General features: G+C 68.2%; 12 protein-coding genes and 5 tRNA genes. 16 read left to right on the forward strand and 1 reads right to left on the reverse strand.

What is annotated here, in order from left to right:
- Positions 1 to 12: 12 nt before the first annotated feature.
- The gene (locus WMF43_RS03195; protein WP_437677451.1) at positions 13 to 765 is read left to right on the forward strand and encodes a hypothetical protein; all 753 of its coding nucleotides are present in this window, start codon (positions 13 to 15) and stop codon (positions 763 to 765) included.
- Between the two features lie 3 nt (positions 766 to 768).
- Positions 769 to 2316: an MXAN_5187 C-terminal domain-containing protein gene (locus WMF43_RS03200; protein WP_437677452.1), complete on the forward strand. Its 1548-nt coding sequence runs from the start codon at positions 769 to 771 to the stop codon at positions 2314 to 2316.
- 693 nt (positions 2317 to 3009) lie between these two features.
- Here the strand turns inward: WMF43_RS03200 and WMF43_RS03205 are convergent.
- Positions 3010 to 4800, reverse strand: coding sequence for a protein kinase domain-containing protein (locus WMF43_RS03205; protein ID WP_437677453.1), 1791 nt, complete (start codon positions 4798 to 4800; stop codon positions 3010 to 3012).
- An 812-nt stretch (positions 4801 to 5612) separates the two neighbouring features.
- On the opposite strand from WMF43_RS03205, the gene WMF43_RS03210 reads away from it, so the two are divergent.
- From WMF43_RS03210 to rpoB, 14 genes are all read left to right on the forward strand, one after another.
- Positions 5613 to 5685 (forward strand) — tRNA-Thr (locus WMF43_RS03210).
- Between the two features lie 80 nt (positions 5686 to 5765).
- Positions 5766 to 5847: transfer RNA gene (locus tag WMF43_RS03215), tRNA-Tyr, on the forward strand.
- A 73-nt stretch (positions 5848 to 5920) separates the two neighbouring features.
- Positions 5921 to 5993, forward strand: a tRNA-Gly gene (locus WMF43_RS03220).
- Positions 5994 to 6009: 16 nt separating this feature from the next.
- Positions 6010 to 6085, forward strand: a tRNA-Thr gene (locus WMF43_RS03225).
- Positions 6086 to 6136: 51 nt separating this feature from the next.
- A complete protein-coding gene (gene tuf / locus WMF43_RS03230) occupies positions 6137 to 7327 on the forward strand; it encodes an elongation factor Tu (RefSeq protein ID WP_104977281.1) in 1191 nt (396 codons plus the stop codon).
- A 9-nt stretch (positions 7328 to 7336) separates the two neighbouring features.
- Positions 7337 to 7507, forward strand: coding sequence for a 50S ribosomal protein L33 (rpmG, locus tag WMF43_RS03235; protein ID WP_437677454.1), 171 nt, complete (start codon positions 7337 to 7339; stop codon positions 7505 to 7507).
- Positions 7508 to 7535: 28 nt separating this feature from the next.
- Positions 7536 to 7608, forward strand: a tRNA-Trp gene (locus WMF43_RS03240).
- Positions 7609 to 7695: 87 nt separating this feature from the next.
- Positions 7696 to 8304 (forward strand): preprotein translocase subunit SecE, encoded by a 609-nt coding sequence (secE, locus tag WMF43_RS03245; protein WP_437677455.1) that lies wholly within the window; start codon positions 7696 to 7698, stop codon positions 8302 to 8304.
- 30 nt (positions 8305 to 8334) lie between these two features.
- Positions 8335 to 8865, forward strand: coding sequence for a transcription termination/antitermination protein NusG (gene nusG, locus WMF43_RS03250; protein ID WP_437677456.1), 531 nt, complete (start codon positions 8335 to 8337; stop codon positions 8863 to 8865).
- A gap of 116 nt (positions 8866 to 8981) precedes the next feature.
- Entirely contained in the window at positions 8982 to 9425 is a 444-nt protein-coding gene (gene rplK, locus WMF43_RS03255) for a 50S ribosomal protein L11 (RefSeq protein ID WP_437677457.1), read from the forward strand.
- Between the two features lie 148 nt (positions 9426 to 9573).
- On the forward strand, positions 9574 to 10284 hold the full coding sequence (gene rplA, locus WMF43_RS03260; RefSeq protein WP_437677458.1) for a 50S ribosomal protein L1: 711 nt from the start codon (positions 9574 to 9576) through the stop codon (positions 10282 to 10284).
- Positions 10285 to 10287: 3 nt separating this feature from the next.
- Positions 10288 to 10815, forward strand: coding sequence for a 50S ribosomal protein L10 (rplJ, locus tag WMF43_RS03265; RefSeq protein ID WP_437677459.1), 528 nt, complete (start codon positions 10288 to 10290; stop codon positions 10813 to 10815).
- 99 nt (positions 10816 to 10914) lie between these two features.
- Positions 10915 to 11304 carry a 50S ribosomal protein L7/L12 gene (gene rplL, locus WMF43_RS03270; protein WP_437677460.1) on the forward strand — a complete coding sequence of 130 codons (390 nt, stop codon included), beginning with the start codon at positions 10915 to 10917 and terminating at the stop codon, positions 11302 to 11304.
- A 363-nt stretch (positions 11305 to 11667) separates the two neighbouring features.
- The gene (gene rpoB, locus WMF43_RS03275) at positions 11668 to 15804 is read left to right on the forward strand and encodes a DNA-directed RNA polymerase subunit beta (RefSeq protein WP_437677461.1); all 4137 of its coding nucleotides are present in this window, start codon (positions 11668 to 11670) and stop codon (positions 15802 to 15804) included.
- The last annotated feature ends 95 nt before the right edge of the window (positions 15805 to 15899 follow it).

Raw genomic sequence — 15899 nt, forward strand, 5'->3', positions numbered from 1 at the left:
AGCATCGCTTCCGTGCTCTCTCGCCGAGCCGCCGTCAGCGTCGTCGCAGTCCCCGGGCTGCTGGTGAGCGCGTCGTGTGTCCCCGAAGGGCCGGCCACAGGCGACGCGAGCTCGCGGCCGGCCGGGACGTCCGTGGCGGCGGCGACCACCTCGCCGGCGGGCGCGGTCAAGGGCGCTCCGCTCGAGGGCGTGTTCGAGGACAATTTCGACCGCCCGGCGCTTGGCCCCGACTGGAACGCCCTCAGCCCGAAGTGGAAGATCGAGGAGGGGCGCCTGTGCGTCCGCGCTGCGCGGAACCGCGGCGTGTGGCTGAAGCGGCCGCTCCCGGAGAACGCGCGGATCGAGTTCGACGCCATCGCCGAGGCGCCGGACGGCGATCTCAAGGCGGAGCTCTGGGGCGATGGACGGAGCGGCGCGACCGCGGCGAGCTACACGAACGCGACGAGCTACCTCGTGATCCTCGGCGGGTGGAAGAACACGAAGCACGTGCTCGCCCGCCTCGACGAGCACGGCGCAGATCGGCTGGAGATCGACGTCGAGCCGGAGAGCGACGACGAGCGCGCGCGCCCCGTCGCGCCGGGGCAGCCGTACCGATTCCGGATCGAGCGGCGCGACGGCAAGACGATCTCCTGGGCCGTCAACGACGTCGACTACCTCGAGCTCCGCGATCCCGCGCCGCTCGCCGGCCCGGGGCACGAGCACCTCGGCTTCAACGAATGGGATGCGCCGGTGTGCTTCGACAACCTGCGCATCATGCCCCTCTAGCCGATGGACGCGACCGAGGTCGAAAGGGAGCTCGAGGAGCTGGAGACGCGGATCGAGCGCCTGCGCGCGCTCTACGAGCAGTACTTCATGGGGATCGAGCGGCTGGAGCCGCTCATCCCGCGCAAGGACGTCGAGCGCCGCATCTGGGTGATGCGGCGCGAGCAGATCAGGAACACCGGCCTCCGGTTCAAGTTCCAGATGCTGATCCAGCGCTACAACACGTTCCAGCAGTACTGGGGGCGCGTCGCGCGCGAGATCGAGAACGGCACGTACCGCCGCGACGTGATGCGCGCGGCGAAGCGGTTCGGGGCGCAGGAGGCGCTCACGATCGTCGGCCGGAAGCGGGCGGAGCGCTACGCGGAGCTCGCCGCGCAGCAAGCGGCGAGCTCCGCGGGCCGCGACGCGGCCAAACGCGACGAGGACCACGAAGAAGAGCTCGACGTCGACGACGAGCTCGACGTCGACGACGAGGCCGTCACGCTGGCGCCCCCGCCGTTGCCCGCCGCGATGCCCGCGCGGCAGCAGGAGCCCGCGGTGGAGGCGGCTCCTTCGAGCGACGCGTTCACGCCCTCGGTCGCGCCGGAGGCGTCGATCGCAGCGCCGGTCGCCCCGCCGCCGCGCCCTCTCGTCGCGCTCGTGCCGCCCGCCCCGCCTCAGGCGGCGGCCGCCGTGAAGCCCGCCCCGCTTGGAGGGTTGCCCCGGGGGCTCGGCCTGACCAGGCCTCAGCCGAAACCGGCGGAGGCGAAGCCAGCGGAGGCGAAGCCAGCGGAGGCGAAGCCAGCGGAGGCACCTGCCACCGGCGCCCAACCGAGGCCGGCAGGCCGCTCCTCCGGCGACCGGACCCAGCCCGCCGGGGCGGGCGGCGCGAGCCGGCAGCGGGTGGCCGAGCTCGCCGCGGAGATGCGCGCCAAGCGCATGCAGGGCGCTCAGAGCAGCGATGTCGCGAAGGGCGCGCTCGGTCCGCCTGCCGAGGTCGCGGCGGACGTTGCGGCTGCGCAGCCGCCTCCGGCGAGGCGACCGCCGCCGCCGCCCGTCAGGCCGCAGCCGGACCCTCCCGGGGTGGCGCCGGGGGGCGCCTCCGCGGCAGCCGACCCGAGGAGCCCGGCAGCGAAGCGGCAAGAGCGCGCGCACTCCGAACGGCCACCGGCGTCCCGGCGCCGTCGCTCCACGGTGCCGCCTGCGGCTGCTGCCGCAACCACGGGCGCGGGGGGCGGCGCCCGGCACCCGACGTCGCGCGCCTCCTCGCGCCCCCCGGAGCCCGCGCGCGCCGCGCTCGACAACGGGACGCGCGCACGACCTGCGCCGCCTGCGCAACGGCCTGCCGCGCGCGACGACGAGCTCCCTGAGCAGCGGCTGCGCCAGATCTACGCGAAGTACGTCGAGACCAAGCGCGCCGCGCAGGAATCGACGGCCGGCGTCACCTACGAGCGCCTGGCCGAGAGCCTCCGCGCGCAGGCCGCGAAGCTGCGCGCGACGAACCCGGCCAAGTCCGTCGACTACGATGTCGTGGTGAAGGACGGCAAGACGCTGCTGAAGCCGATCCTCAAGTAACCGGCCGGGTCTCCTCGGCTGCGTACATGGGAAGGGTCCGCCGGCAGCGTGCGCGCGCGCGGCGTCTATGGACGCGAGCTTGCCAGCACCGGAGCTCGCCGAGTGTGCTCGGTTGGCTCCCGGCGCTGGCGCGCTCGTTACTTTAAAGAGTGTGGCGTGGAGGGTGTTTCAGCCGGTCAGTGATGTGCGACGCGGCGCCACGGCTGCGGCGCGCGCTGGACTCTCGAGGGCACCCCGGCCTCGTCCTCGACGAAGAGGATCGCACATGCCGTGCGGTCGGCCTCGCGCATCCTCGCGCATAAGTCGGCCAGGTCGTCGTCTGCGTCGACGACGTCGGCCTCGGCCGGTTGCGGACCGCCCTGAACGTACCTGACGTTGTCAAGAGCAACCCAGCGGCCAGCGAACTCTTCGGATCGACATATGTCGCGCCATGTCATGCGGGGCGTGACCAAACGAATCTTACTGCCCATTTCCCGTGAGCGACCTTCTCCCCCATGTTCCAAAGTCAAGCGCCGGCCAAGCAGAGGCGCGGCGTACCATGAGCTTTCAGAACCGTCGGCGCGGGATCTAGCACCTGCCAAAATCCGGCGTCAAGGTGACGGTGGAACAGCCCGGACCCCTCGGGCGTTCCGTCCGATCGGCCTGATTGGCTGCATTTGCGTCGCGCCGCGCGATCCCGATGTGACGACTCCGTCACGGGCAGCGCGATTGCAGTTGGCTCAGCGCCTCGGTCACGCCGATCCGCGCGGCGGCGGTCGCGTGGGACTTGGCCGCGCACCCCTTCGAGGAGACCGCCCGCTTGGCGCTCGAGCCGATCGCAGACTTCGCCTCGGCCTTCCTGGGTCCGTCGCAGCCGGCGAAGCGCTTCACCGCGAGCTCGGTGTTCCCGCCGTTCGCCAGGTTGATCGCGGCCCTGCACTCCTGCTCGGCCTTCTCATTGCCGGCGGGCGTCGTCGCCTTGGGCGCGGCGGTCGACGTGGGCGTGTTCTTCGGCGTGTCGGGGGTCGCCTTGCTCGGGTCGCCCTGCTCGGGAGGGAGCGCCTCGGCAGCGGAGGGCGCGCTCGACGGCACGGGCACGGTGGGATCCGACGCGACGGTGACCGGCGACGCGCTCGCGGACAGCGCGATCGTCGGCGCGGTGCCCTCCTCGGTCGCGCCATCGCCGCCCCCTCGCGTGAGCAGCACGATGCCCGCGATGCCGAGCACCAGGGCGCCCGCGATCGCCGCGATGACGGGGGCCGCGCTGCTCTTCTTCGTGTTCGGCGGCGGCGGCGCGGGGAACACCTGGCCGCTGCCGGTGGGCACCGGCGGGTGCGCCGGCACGGCGCCCACCGGCATGGCCGCCTGGTCCATCACGGTGGCCGAGTGCTGGTTCACGACCGTCCGGCCCTGCCCCGTGGGAGGGCCGCCCGCGACGAAGAGCGGCTCGCCGATCTGCGTCTGGCCCGGGCGCGACGGCATCATCGCCGTCCCGCCGGGCGGGGCGTCGATCTGGGTTCGGGGCGCCGACGCGAGCACCGAGAGCCGGCCGCCCGCGCCGATCGTGAGATCCTCGTAGAACTCGCGCGCCGACTGCGGGCGGTCCTCGCGGTTCTTGCTGAGGGCCCTCATGACGGCCGCCTTCATCTTCGCCGGGGCCGCGGCGCCCATGGGGACGGTCTCGAACGGAAACGGCTGCGCCGTCATGTGCTGCGTCGCCCACGCCCACGGCGTCTCGGCCTCGAACGGCAGGCGCCCGGTGAGCATCTCGTAGGTCATCACGCCGAGCGAGTAGATGTCGCTCCTCGCGTCGAGCTCCTTCCCGGTGAACTGCTCGGGGCTCATGTACGGCGGCGTGCCCAGCACCGTCCCTTGCTGCGTCAGCTTCTGCTCGGCCTTGGCGCTGCGCTCGTCGCGCTTCGCGATGCCGAAGTCGAGGACCTTGACGTAGTCCTCCTCGCCGGCGCGCTTCGTCAGGAAGATGTTCGCGGGCTTCAGATCGCGGTGGACGATCCCCTTCTCGTGCGCCTCCTGGAGCGAGCCGCACACCTGCGCGAGGATGCGGTCGACCCGCTCGGGCGAGAGCGCGCCGCCCCGCTCGAGCGCCGTCTCGAGCGAGAGCCCGTTGAGGAGCTCCATCGCGATGTAGAGCTCTCCGGTGTTCGTCTGCCCGAAGTCGTAGACCTTGATCGTGTTCGGGTGCTCGAGCTCGCTGACCGTGCCGCACTCCCGCATGAAGCGCGCGACCACCTGCGGGTCCTTCGCGTGCTGCTCGAGGAGCGTCTTGATGGCGACCTTCCGCACCGACGTCCCCATCGGCTGCTCGCCGTGGTAGACGCGGCCCATCCCGCCCTCGCCGAGCACCCCGACGATCCGGAAGCGGCCGCCCACGATCGTGCCGATGAGCGGATCTGCCTCCACCGGCGCGACGGGCAGGAGCGCGCCGCACGTGGCGCAGAACCGCGCCCCATCGATGTTTGGCTGATGGCAAGCAGGACAATCCATGCGATCGAACCTCTACCCCCGGAGCGTGACGAGACGCGACCGCCGCGCCGGGCCCGCATCGCTGCGCGCTCGGGCGGACGTGCGCGGGGCAGGATCGCAGCAGCCGCGCTCCGAGCGCAAGGAGCTCTTGCTCGCCGCCGCCGCGCGCCTCTGTTGTGTGTGCCCGCGCGCGGCGCGGCGCGGACGACGCGGAGAGCGCCTGCTCCGCGTCGCCGCGCGGTCGCCGCGCGCGGAGGCGCGCCGCGCCTCGAGGCGACCGCGCCGCGCGGCGGAGCAGGCGCTCTCCGCGTCGTCCGCGTCGTCCGCGCCGTCCGCGCCGCGCGGCGCTCGCTGCCCGCGCGAGGTGCCCGGCCTCTACGTCCTGCCCGGCGCCAGGCGCTCGGCGCGCGCGATCACGCCGGCGCCGTCGCATTCTGCTCGACGCCCGCCCTGGAATCGCGCATCCATCGCGCGCGCTCGGCGACCGCCGAAGGAGGTGGTAGATCCGGCGCCGACGGCTCCACGGGCCCGGTGCCCGCGGCCGATCCCAGCCAAACGGACGAAAACGATGCACACCGCTTGACACGTCTCTTGCAGGGGGCTAAGAGCCTCCTCCCTTCGCGGGACACGTCTACCTTCGGAGCGATGTGAACGGCACCCACGTCTTCACCTCGCTGCGGTCCAGCCCGGCCGACACGCTTCGGTCGGCGCGGGTAGGCGGTTCGGCGGGGCCGGGAGTAGATTGCTCGCAGAGAAGTGATCGGTCTTGGGACATTTCGCTAGGTCAGCACGTCCGTTCCCCGCACATCGGGGGCGGGCAGCGGGTTGAGGTCGCTGGCGTAGCTCAATCGGTAGAGCACCTGCCTTGTAAGCAGGGGGTTAGGGGTTCAAGTCCCCTCGCCAGCTCCGATGCAAGGCAGCAGGTCGACGCTTCGGGAGGTCACGGCAGAGACAGGAGCCGAAAAGGCTGAAAAGATAGAAATTCTGGAGGGTTGCCCGAGCGGCCAAAGGGAGCAGACTGTAAATCTGCCGGCAATGCCTACGATGGTTCGAATCCATCACCCTCCACCGGGGCGGTTTTCGCTCCGAACGCGGTCCGACCAAGTTACAGATCCGCCAGGGTCATTCCCTGCGGAAGCCCGCGGGTGTAGCTCAGTTGGTAGAGCGTCAGCCTTCCAAGCTGAACGTCGCCGGTTCGAACCCGGTCGCCCGCTCTGTGGTCGGTCGCCTGCCCACCTAGCTCAGTTGGCAGAGCACGTCCTTGGTAAGGACGAGGTCGTCGGTTCAATCCCGATGGTGGGCTCCAAAGAGACAGCGAACCGCAGCCGCGAACTTCATATCGGCAGGAGACATCTCGATGGCCAAGGAGAAATTCACTCGTACGAAGCCGCACGTGAACGTCGGAACGATCGGCCACATCGACCACGGCAAGACCACGCTCACGGCGGCGCTCGTCAAGGTGCAGTCGAAGCGCCAGCTGGCGAAGGCGATCTCGTACGCCGACATCGCGAAGGGCGGGACGGTCCGTGACGAGACCAAGACGGTGACCATCGCGGCCGCGCACGTGGAGTACGAGTCGGAGAAGCGCCACTACGCGCACGTCGACTGCCCCGGGCACGCCGACTACATCAAGAACATGATCACCGGCGCGGCGCAGATGGACGGGGCGATCCTCGTCGTGTCGTCGCTCGACAGCGTGATGCCGCAGACGCGCGAGCACGTGCTGCTCGCCCGGCAGGTCGGCCTGAACCACATCGTCGTCTTCCTCAACAAGTGCGACGCGGTGGACGACCCGGAGATGCTCGACCTCGTCGAGATGGAGGTCCGCGAGCTCCTGTCGAAGTACAAGTTCGACGGCGACAACGCGCCGGTCGTCCGCGGCGCGTCGCTGCCGGCGCTCCAGGGTGACCCGAAGTGGGAGGCGACGATCCAGCAGCTGCTCGACGCGCTCGACAGCTACATCCCGGAGCCGGTCCGCGACATCGACAAGCCGTTCCTGATGGCGATCGAGGACGTGTTCTCGATCAAGGGCCGCGGCACCGTGGCCACGGGCCGCATCGAGCGCGGCGTGATCAAGGTCGGCGACGAGGTCCAGATCATCGGCTTCAAGGACACGAAGAAGTCGGTCGTGACCGGCGTCGAGATGTTCCGGAAGCTGCTCGATCAGGGGCAGGCGGGCGACAACGTCGGGTGTCTGCTGCGCGGGATCGAGAAGGAAGAGATCGAGCGCGGCCAGGTGCTCGCGAAGCCTGGGTCGATCACGCCGCACACGAAGTTCACCGGCGAGGTGTACGTCCTCAAGAAGGAGGAGGGCGGGCGCCACACGCCGTTCTTCACCAACTACCGGCCGCAGTTCTACATCCGCACGACGGACGTGACCGGCACGGTGAACCTCCCCGAGGGGGTGAAGATGGTGATGCCGGGCGACAACATCACGGTAACGGTCGAGCTCATCGCCCCGGTCGCGCTGGAGGAGCAGATGCGCTTCGCCATCCGCGAGGGCGGCAAGACGGTGGGCGCCGGCGTCGTGACCAAGATCCTCGCGTAGGAGGCGGTCGTGGGTGAGCAGGCCGGTGGGTGGCGTGCGGCGCGCATCGCCGTCTCACTGGCCTGCTGCGAATGCAAGTCGCGGAACTACAAGACCACGAAGGCGCCCGAGCAGGTCGTCTCCCTCAAGAAGTTCTGCAAGCAGTGCAAAAAGCACACGGTTCACAACGAGACGAAGTGAACGGGTGCTCAGGAAGGCCAGCGGTTCTAGGGGTATAGCTCAGTTGGTAGAGCAGCGGATTCCAAATCCGCAGGTCGGGAGTTCGAGCCTCTCTGCCCCTGCCGGGGAATGTGGGCGTTGCCGGGCCGCCCTCGGAGCCCCATCGAGCAGGCTCCTGCCTGCCGCGGGTCGGCGCGTTTGGTGTAGTTATGGCGAAGGGTCAAAAAGACAAGCAGACGCCGAAGGTCGCGGAGGAGGGGGAGCCGGAGGAATCTGGGCCGATCGCGCCCGCCGAGGCGCCCCTCGTGCTGCGGAGCGAGGAGCCGGGCCCTGCCGAAGCGGGTGCGCCCGAGGACGCCGAGGAGGCGGGTGATGAGGACGACGAGGTCGTCGCCACCCAGCTCGGGACCGAGCGTTATGTGATCGCCGGCTTTTTCGCCGGGGGCATGCTGCTGGCCTACGTGCTCGGCAAGCTCATCCATGGCGTCTGGGCGACGCTCGCCGACAAGGACTGGTTCAGCCGGGCACTGCCGGCGCTGACCGCGGTGGGTGACGACGAGAAGACGACCTACGGCACGGTCATCGGGGGCATCATCGCGCTCGTGGTCGTATTCCGGATGTTCCGGAACCCGGAGATCCGCACCTGGAGCGACGAGGTGGCGGCCGAGCTGGCGAAAGTGAAGTGGCCGACCAAGAAAGAGGTGACGAACTCGACGTTCGTCGTCATCGCGACGACCACCGTGGCGACCCTCTACCTGGCGCTGCTGGACCGCTTCTGGGCGTTCGTGACCAACATCGTTTACGGCGATGGAAGCTGAAGCAGGGAGATCCTGAGGGAACCAAGCGCCATGGCCAAGAAGTGGTACGTCATCCATACCTACTCGGGATACGAGGCGAAGGTGCGCGAAGCGCTCCAACAGCGCGTGAAGCAGTACGCACTGGAAGATCGGTTCGGTGAGATCCTGATCCCGAGCGAGACGGTCACGGAGAACCGTCCGGGTGGCAAGACGCGCGTTCGCCAGAAGCTGAGCCTGCCCGGCTACATCTTCGTCGAGATGGAGATGAACGAGCAGGTCTGGCACCTGGTGAAGGACACGCCCAAGGTGACCGGCTTCATCGGCAACCAGACGCCGCAGGAGGTCCCGCTGGCGCAGATCGACAACCTCCGGCGGGGGATCGTCGAGGGGTCGGTCAAGCCGAAGCCGCGGCTCACGTTCGAGGTGGGTGAAGAGGTGCGGGTCCTCGACGGGGCCTTCGCGAACTTCACCGGCACGGTCGACGACGTGAAGATGGACAAGCAGAAGCTCAAGGTGAAGGTCAGCATCTTCGGCCGGCCCACCAGCGTCGAGCTCGACTTCTCGGCCGTGGAGAAGCGCTAGCCGGGAGCGAGCGGCTGCAAGCCTGAAGGGGAAGACCACGCCTTCGCGGTCTTCACTGTTTCTCTGAAAAGTAGTCCGCCCGTCGGGCGGCGGTTCGATAGGGTGCGAGAGTCATCATGGCGAAGAAAGTCACTGGGTACGTGAAGCTGCAGCTTCCGGCGGGCAAGGCCAACCCGTCGCCCCCCGTCGGTCCGGCGCTCGGCCAGCACGGCGTCAACATCATGGCGTTCTGCAAGGACTTCAACTCGAGGACCGCGGCGCAGGGCGACCTGATCATCCCCGTGGTGATCACGGTCTACTCCGACCGCTCGTTCACGTTCATCCTCAAGACGCCGCCGGCGTCCGTCCTGCTCAAGAAGGCGGCGGGGCTCGAGACGAAGAAGAAGCCGGGCGCGGGGTCGAAGGAGCCGAACAAGGTCAAGGTCGGCAAGGTGACCCAGAAGCAGCTGCAGGAGCTCGCGCAGCTCAAGATGCAGGACATGAACACGACGAACCTCGAGTCCGCGATGCGAAGCATGGCGGGCACCGCCCGCTCGATGGGCATCGACATCGTCGACTGAGGTGGGTCGTAGCGCGCCCCTCGTTGGGGGCGCGCGCCGCTCGGATGGCGCTCCCATGGCGGGCGCCCCGGTGGAGCGGGTAGCAAGGACTTACCACGGTTGTTCCAGGCGCACCGTGGGAGGCGAGAGCCGTTAAGAAGGAGGGCATGTGCCGAAAGTCGCCAAAAAGAAACTCGCAGCGCGGGCAGTCGTCGACCGCGCTCGAAAGTACACACTGCAGGAGGCGTGCGCGCTCGTGAAGAAAGCCGCGCCCGCCAAGTTCGACGAGACGGTGGACCTCGCGGTCCGGCTCGGGGTCAACCCGCGGCACGCGGACCAGATGGTCCGCGGCGCCGTGGTGCTCCCGCACGGTACGGGGCAGTCGCTCCGGGTTCTGGTGTTCGCCAAGGGCGAGAAGGCCAGGGAGGCCGAGGCTGCCGGCGCCGACTTCGTCGGCGAGGCGGATCTCGTGAACAAGGTCCAGGAAGGCTTCATGGACTTTGATCGCGTGATCGCGACGCCGGACATGATGGGTCTGGTCGGCAAGCTCGGCCGTATCCTCGGTCCGCGCGGCCTGATGCCGAACCCGAAGGTCGGGACCGTGACGTTCGACGTGAAGACGGCCGTCTCGGAGGCCAAGGCCGGCAAGGTCGAGTACCGCGTCGAGAAGGCGGGCATCGTGCACGCTCGGATCGGCAAGGTCTCCTTCGCGGAGAACGCGCTCCACATCAACGCGGACGCGCTGATCCAGGCGCTCGTCCGCGCCAAGCCGGCGACGGCGAAGGGCATCTACCTCCGGAGCATCACGCTGTCCTCGACGATGGGGCCCGGGGTCCGTATCGACCCGGTCCAGTTCACCGGCAAGACGGAGGAGGCGTAGCCCATGGAACGATCCCAGAAGGAAGTGGTTGTCGGCTCCGTCCGGCAAAAGTTCGAGCGGATGTCTTCCGCGGTCTTCGTGGATTTCAAGGGGCTCAACGTCGAGGCGGTCACCAAGCTCCGCGACGAGTTCCGGAAGTCCGGCGTGGAGTACCGGGTCGTGAAGAACACGCTCGTCCGCCACGCCATCAAGGAGCATCCCTGGGCGGCGAACCTGGCCAAGAACCTCACCGGCATGACCGGTGTGGCCTGGAGCTACGAGGATCCGAGCGCGGCAGCCAAGGTCGTCAAGGCGTTCCGCAAGGACAACCAGAAGCTCCAGATCAAGGCAGGCCTCATCGAGGGGCAGATCCTCTCCGGCGACGCCGTCGAGTCCCAGCTCGCGTCGATGCCCGGCAAGGACGAGCTCCGCGCCACACTGCTCGCGACGCTCCAGGCGCCGCTCCAGCAATTCGTGCAACAGCTCAACGCGCCTCTCCAGAATTTCGCTTATCTCTTGAAAGCGAAGGAAGACGCGGGCACGGCGGGCTGAGCAGGAGCTTCGTAGGTTTTGGGCCTTGCGCCCGTCAGGTTTTGGTCTACATGGCCCCCCTCCTCGGGGGCGCGCAGAAGAGTTTGAAGGAGTTTTGCAATGGCTGAGATCACGCGCGAGCAGGTCGTCGACTACCTCTCCAACCTCCCTGTCATCCAGATCGCCGAGCTCATCAAGGACCTCGAGAACAAGTGGGGCGTCAAGGCTGCGCCCGCGGCCGTCGCGGTCGCGGCGGGCGGCGGCGCTGCCGCGGCTCCGGCCGAGAAGGCCCCCGAGCAGACCGAGTTCGACGTCATCCTCGCGAACGCCGGCAGCAACAAGATCGGCGTCATCAAGGCGATCCGCGAGATCACCGGTCTGGGGCTGAAGGAAGCGAAGGACCTGGTCGAGGCCGCGCCGAAGACCGTCAAGGAGCAGGTTTCCAAGGCGGACGCGGAGGAGATGAAGAAGAAGCTCGTCGAGGCAGGTGCTACCGTCGAGCTCAAGTAACGATCACCGCTCCCTGTCAGGGAAATCGGGATCCGCCGGAGGACGGCGGCAGGGGCGGTCGTCCCTGCCGCGCGTCCCGCTTTTGTCTGGAGAGGACCGCGCGTGCAGGTCCTCGGTCGATTCTGAAGAGGACCGCGGAAGCGGGTCCTCGGTCAATGCGGAAGAGGATCGCGGGTGCGGGTCCTCGACCAACGCCGGAGCTTCATGGGTCGCCACGCGGTCCGCTCTGCCCACACATCCAAGATGTTTTGGGTCCCCACGCCCTGGGGACGCTCGCTCGCCATTGGTGCGTAGCTTCGTGTTCGTTGCTCGGTTCGAGCCGTGCGTCCGCCCCGCACCGCTCGTGTGAGCCGGAGGAAATCGATGCCGTCGGTCGTCCAATCCAACTTCCGCGTCCGTAAGAACCTGGGTCGCGTTCGTCGCATCATCGACGTCCCCAACCTGATCGACATCCAGAAGTCGAGCTACGACAAGTTCCTCCAGATGAGCGTTCCGCCGAACGACCGGGAGGAGGTCGGGCTGCAGGCGGTGTTCCGCTCGGTTTTCCCGATCAAAGATTTCAACGGCACGAGCGAGCTCGTCTTCGTCTCGTACAACCTCGAGCCGCCGAAGTACGACGTCGACGAGTGTCGCCAGCGCGGGATGACCTACTCGGCGCCGATCAAGGTCACGAACCAGCTGATGATCTACGACACCCGCGACGGCGGGGAGCGGATCGTGCGCGACATCAAGGAGCAGGAGGTCTACTTCGGCGAGCTCCCGCTGATGACCGAGACGGGCACGTTCATCATCAACGGGACCGAGCGCGTCGTCGTCAGCCAGCTGCACCGGAGCCCCGGCGTCTTCTTCGACCACGACAAGGGCAAGACACACTCGAGCGGCAAGCTGCTCTACTCGGCGCGCGTCATCCCCTACCGCGGCTCGTGGCTCGATTTCGAGTTCGACCCGAAGGACATCATCTACGTCCGCATCGACCGCCGGCGGAAGATGCACGCGACGGTGCTGCTGCGCGCGCTCGGGTACTCGACGCAGGACCTGCTCAACTATTTCTATTCGACCGAGACCGTGTACCTCGAGAAGGGGGGCAAGTACGCGAAGAGCATCGAGTACGACCTCCTGGCCGGCCAGCGGACGACGCGCGACATCAAGATCGGCAACGACGTCATCGTCAAGAAGAACACCAAGTTCACCCGCGCTGCCATCCGGAAGATGAAGGAGGCGAAGCTCGAGCGGCTCAGCCTCGAGCCGGAGGAGCTCGTCGGGAAGGTCGCGGCGCACGACATCGTCGACCCGGAGACGGGCGAGGTCGTGGTCGAGGTGAACGAGGAGCTCACGGAGGCGAAGCTCGAGCGGCTGCGCGAGGCGAACATCGAGCAGTTCCGCATCCTCTTCATCGACGGCCTGAACGTGGGCTCGTACCTCCGCGACACGCTGCTCACCGACAAGGTGAAGACGATGGAGGACGCGATCCTCGAGATCTACCGCCGGCTCCGGCCGGGCGACCCGCCGACGCTCGAGACCGCGAAGACCCTGTTCCACAACCTGTTCTTCAACGCCGAGCGCTACGACCTGTCGAAGGTCGGCCGGCTGAAGCTGAACTACAAGTTCTACCGGGACGTGCCGGAGGAGGAGCGCCCCGGGCTCGACCTCACCGTGCTCACGCCGCAGGACATCCTGGAGACGGTCCGGCACCTGATCGAGCTGAAGAACGGCCGCGGCTCGGTCGACGACATCGACCACCTCGGCAACCGCCGCGTGCGCGCGGTCGGCGAGCTGATGGAGAACCAGTACCGCATCGGCCTCGTCCGCATGGAGCGCGCGATCAAGGAGCGCATGAGCATGTCGCAGGAGATCGACACGCTCATGCCGCACGACCTGATCAACGCGAAGCCGGTCAGCGCGGTCGTGAAGGAGTACTTCGGGAGCTCTCAGCTCTCGCAGTTCATGGACCAGACGAACCCGCTCTCCGAGGTCACCCACAAGCGGCGCCTCTCCGCGCTCGGCCCGGGCGGCCTCACCCGCGAGCGCGCCGGGTTCGAGGTGCGCGACGTGCACGCGACCCACTACGGCCGCATCTGCCCGATCGAGACGCCGGAAGGGCCGAACATCGGCCTGATCGCGTCGCTGTCGACGTTCGCCCGCGTGAACGAGTTCGGCTTCGTCGAGACGCCGTACCGGAAGGTCGAGAACGGCCGGGTGACCGAGGACGTGATCTGGCTCTCCGCGCTCGAAGAGGAGGGCAAGTACATCGCCCAGGCGACGGTGAACCTCGACGAGCGGGGCCGCTTCAAGGAGTCGCTCGTCTCGGCCCGTTACAACGGCGAGTTCAAGATCGTGACGCCCGAGATGGTCGAGCTGATGGACGTCGCTCCGAACCAGATGGTGTCGGTCGCCGCTGCGCTCGTGCCCTTCCTCGAGCACGACGACGCGAACCGCGCGCTCATGGGCGCCAACATGCAGCGGCAGGCCGTGCCGCTGGTGCAGTCCCACGCGCCGCTCGTCGGCACCGGCATGGAGGAGCGGCTCGCGCGCGACTCCGGCGTGTGCGTCATCGCGCGGCGCCCCGGGGTCGTCGAGAGCGTCGACGCCACGCGCATCGTCGTCCGCGCCGAGGGCGAGGGCGCCGAGGTGCCCGACATCTACCACCTCATGAAGTTCCAGCGCTCGAACCAGTCGACTTGCTACACGCAGAAGCCGGTCGTCAGGACGGGCGAGGTGGTGAAGAAGGGCGACGTGCTCGCCGACGGCCCGTCGACGGACATGGGCGAGCTCGCGCTCGGCCAGAACGTGCTCGTCGCGTTCATGCCGTGGCAGGGCTACAACTTCGAGGACTCGATCCTGGTCTCGGAGCGCATCGCCAAGGACGACGTGTTCACCTCGATCCACATCGAGGAGTTCGAGTGCGTCGCCCGCGACACGAAGCTCGGGAAGGAAGAGATCACCCGCGACATCCCGAACGTCGGCGAGGAGGCGCTCAAGGACCTCGACGACTCCGGCATCGTGCGCATCGGGGCCGAGGTGCGCCCGGGCGACATCCTGGTCGGCAAGATCACCCCGAAGGGCGAGACCCAGCTCTCCCCCGAGGAGAAGCTGCTCCGGGCGATCTTCGGCGAGAAGGCCGGCGACGTGCGCGACAGCTCGCTCAAGGTGCCGCCGGGCGTCGGCGGGATCGTCATCAACGCCCGGGTGTTCTCGCGCAAGGGGACCGAGAAGGACGACCGCGCGCGGGACATCGAGGATCAGGAGCGGGCCAGGATCGAGCGGACGCGCGACGAGGAGATCAAGATCCTCCGCGACTCGTTCTTCCGCCGCATCCGCGAGATCCTCCTCGGCAAGGAGACGACGGGCAAGCTCGTCGACGACAAGGGCAAGGTGCTCTTCCAGAAGGGCGCCATCATCGATGAGGCCTCGCTCGTCGACATCCCCCGCAAGTACTGGGGCGAGATCCCGGTCGACGACGCCGAGCGGGTCCAGCAGATCCTGCGGGACCTCGAGGAGCTCGTCCGGACGCGCGAGGAGCACTTCCGCGACAAGATCGACCGCCTCTCCAAGGGCGACGAGCTGCCGCCGGGCGTGATCAAGATGGTGAAGGTCTACATCGCCATCAAGCGCAAGCTCCAGGTCGGCGACAAGATGGCTGGCCGCCACGGCAACAAGGGCGTCATCAGCCGCATCCTGCCCGAGGAGGACATGCCGTACCTCCAGGACGGGCGGCCGGTCGACCTCGTGCTCAACCCGCTCGGCGTGCCGAGCCGCATGAACGTCGGTCAGATCCTCGAGATCCACCTCGGGTGGGGCGCCTTCGAGCTCGGCAACCAGCTGCAGCGGATGCTGGAGCAGCAGCGGTCGGCCGCCGAGATCAAGGAGCACCTGAAGGCCATCTACGCGGGCGACGAGTCGATGAACGGCTTCTTCGACGATCTCGACGAGGGCGACGTGAAGCGCTTCGTCAAGACGGTCGACGAGGGCGTCTTCATGGGATCGCCGGTGTTCGACGGCGCGCACGAGTCGGACATCAAGGGCGCTCTGGATCTCGCCGGCCTCCCGACGTCGGGGCAGGCGATCCTCTTCGACGGCCGCACGGGCGAGGCGTTCGACCAGAACGTCACGGTGGGCATCATGTACATGCTGAAGCTCCACCACCTGGTCGACGACAAGATCCACGCGCGCTCGATCGGGCCCTACTCGCTCGTCACGCAGCAGCCCCTCGGCGGCAAGGCGCAGTTCGGCGGGCAGCGGCTCGGCGAGATGGAGGTCTGGGCGATGGAGGCCTACGGCGCGGCCTACGCGCTGCAGGAGTTCCTCACGGTGAAGAGCGACGACGTGATGGGCCGCACGCGCATGTACGAGGCCATCGTGAAGGGGGATTACACCCTGGAGGCGGGGCTCCCGGAGAGCTTCAACGTGCTCATCAAGGAGCTCCAGTCTCTGTGCCTGAACGTCGAGCTGGTCGAGACGAGCGGGGGCGTGGAGGCCTCGGCCGCGGAGGAAGAGGAGTGATGCAGTTCGTCACGTCACGAATGCCGCGCGCCTGGTCGATGCGGGCGGGGGAGGCGCGGCGCGCGAGCCGCGCGCTCCCTCAGGCCTGCACAGCG

The sequence above is a fragment of the Sorangium sp. So ce131 genome, assembly GCF_051519095.1.
In the GTDB taxonomy this organism is placed as follows: Bacteria; Myxococcota_A; Polyangia; order Polyangiales; family Polyangiaceae; genus Sorangium.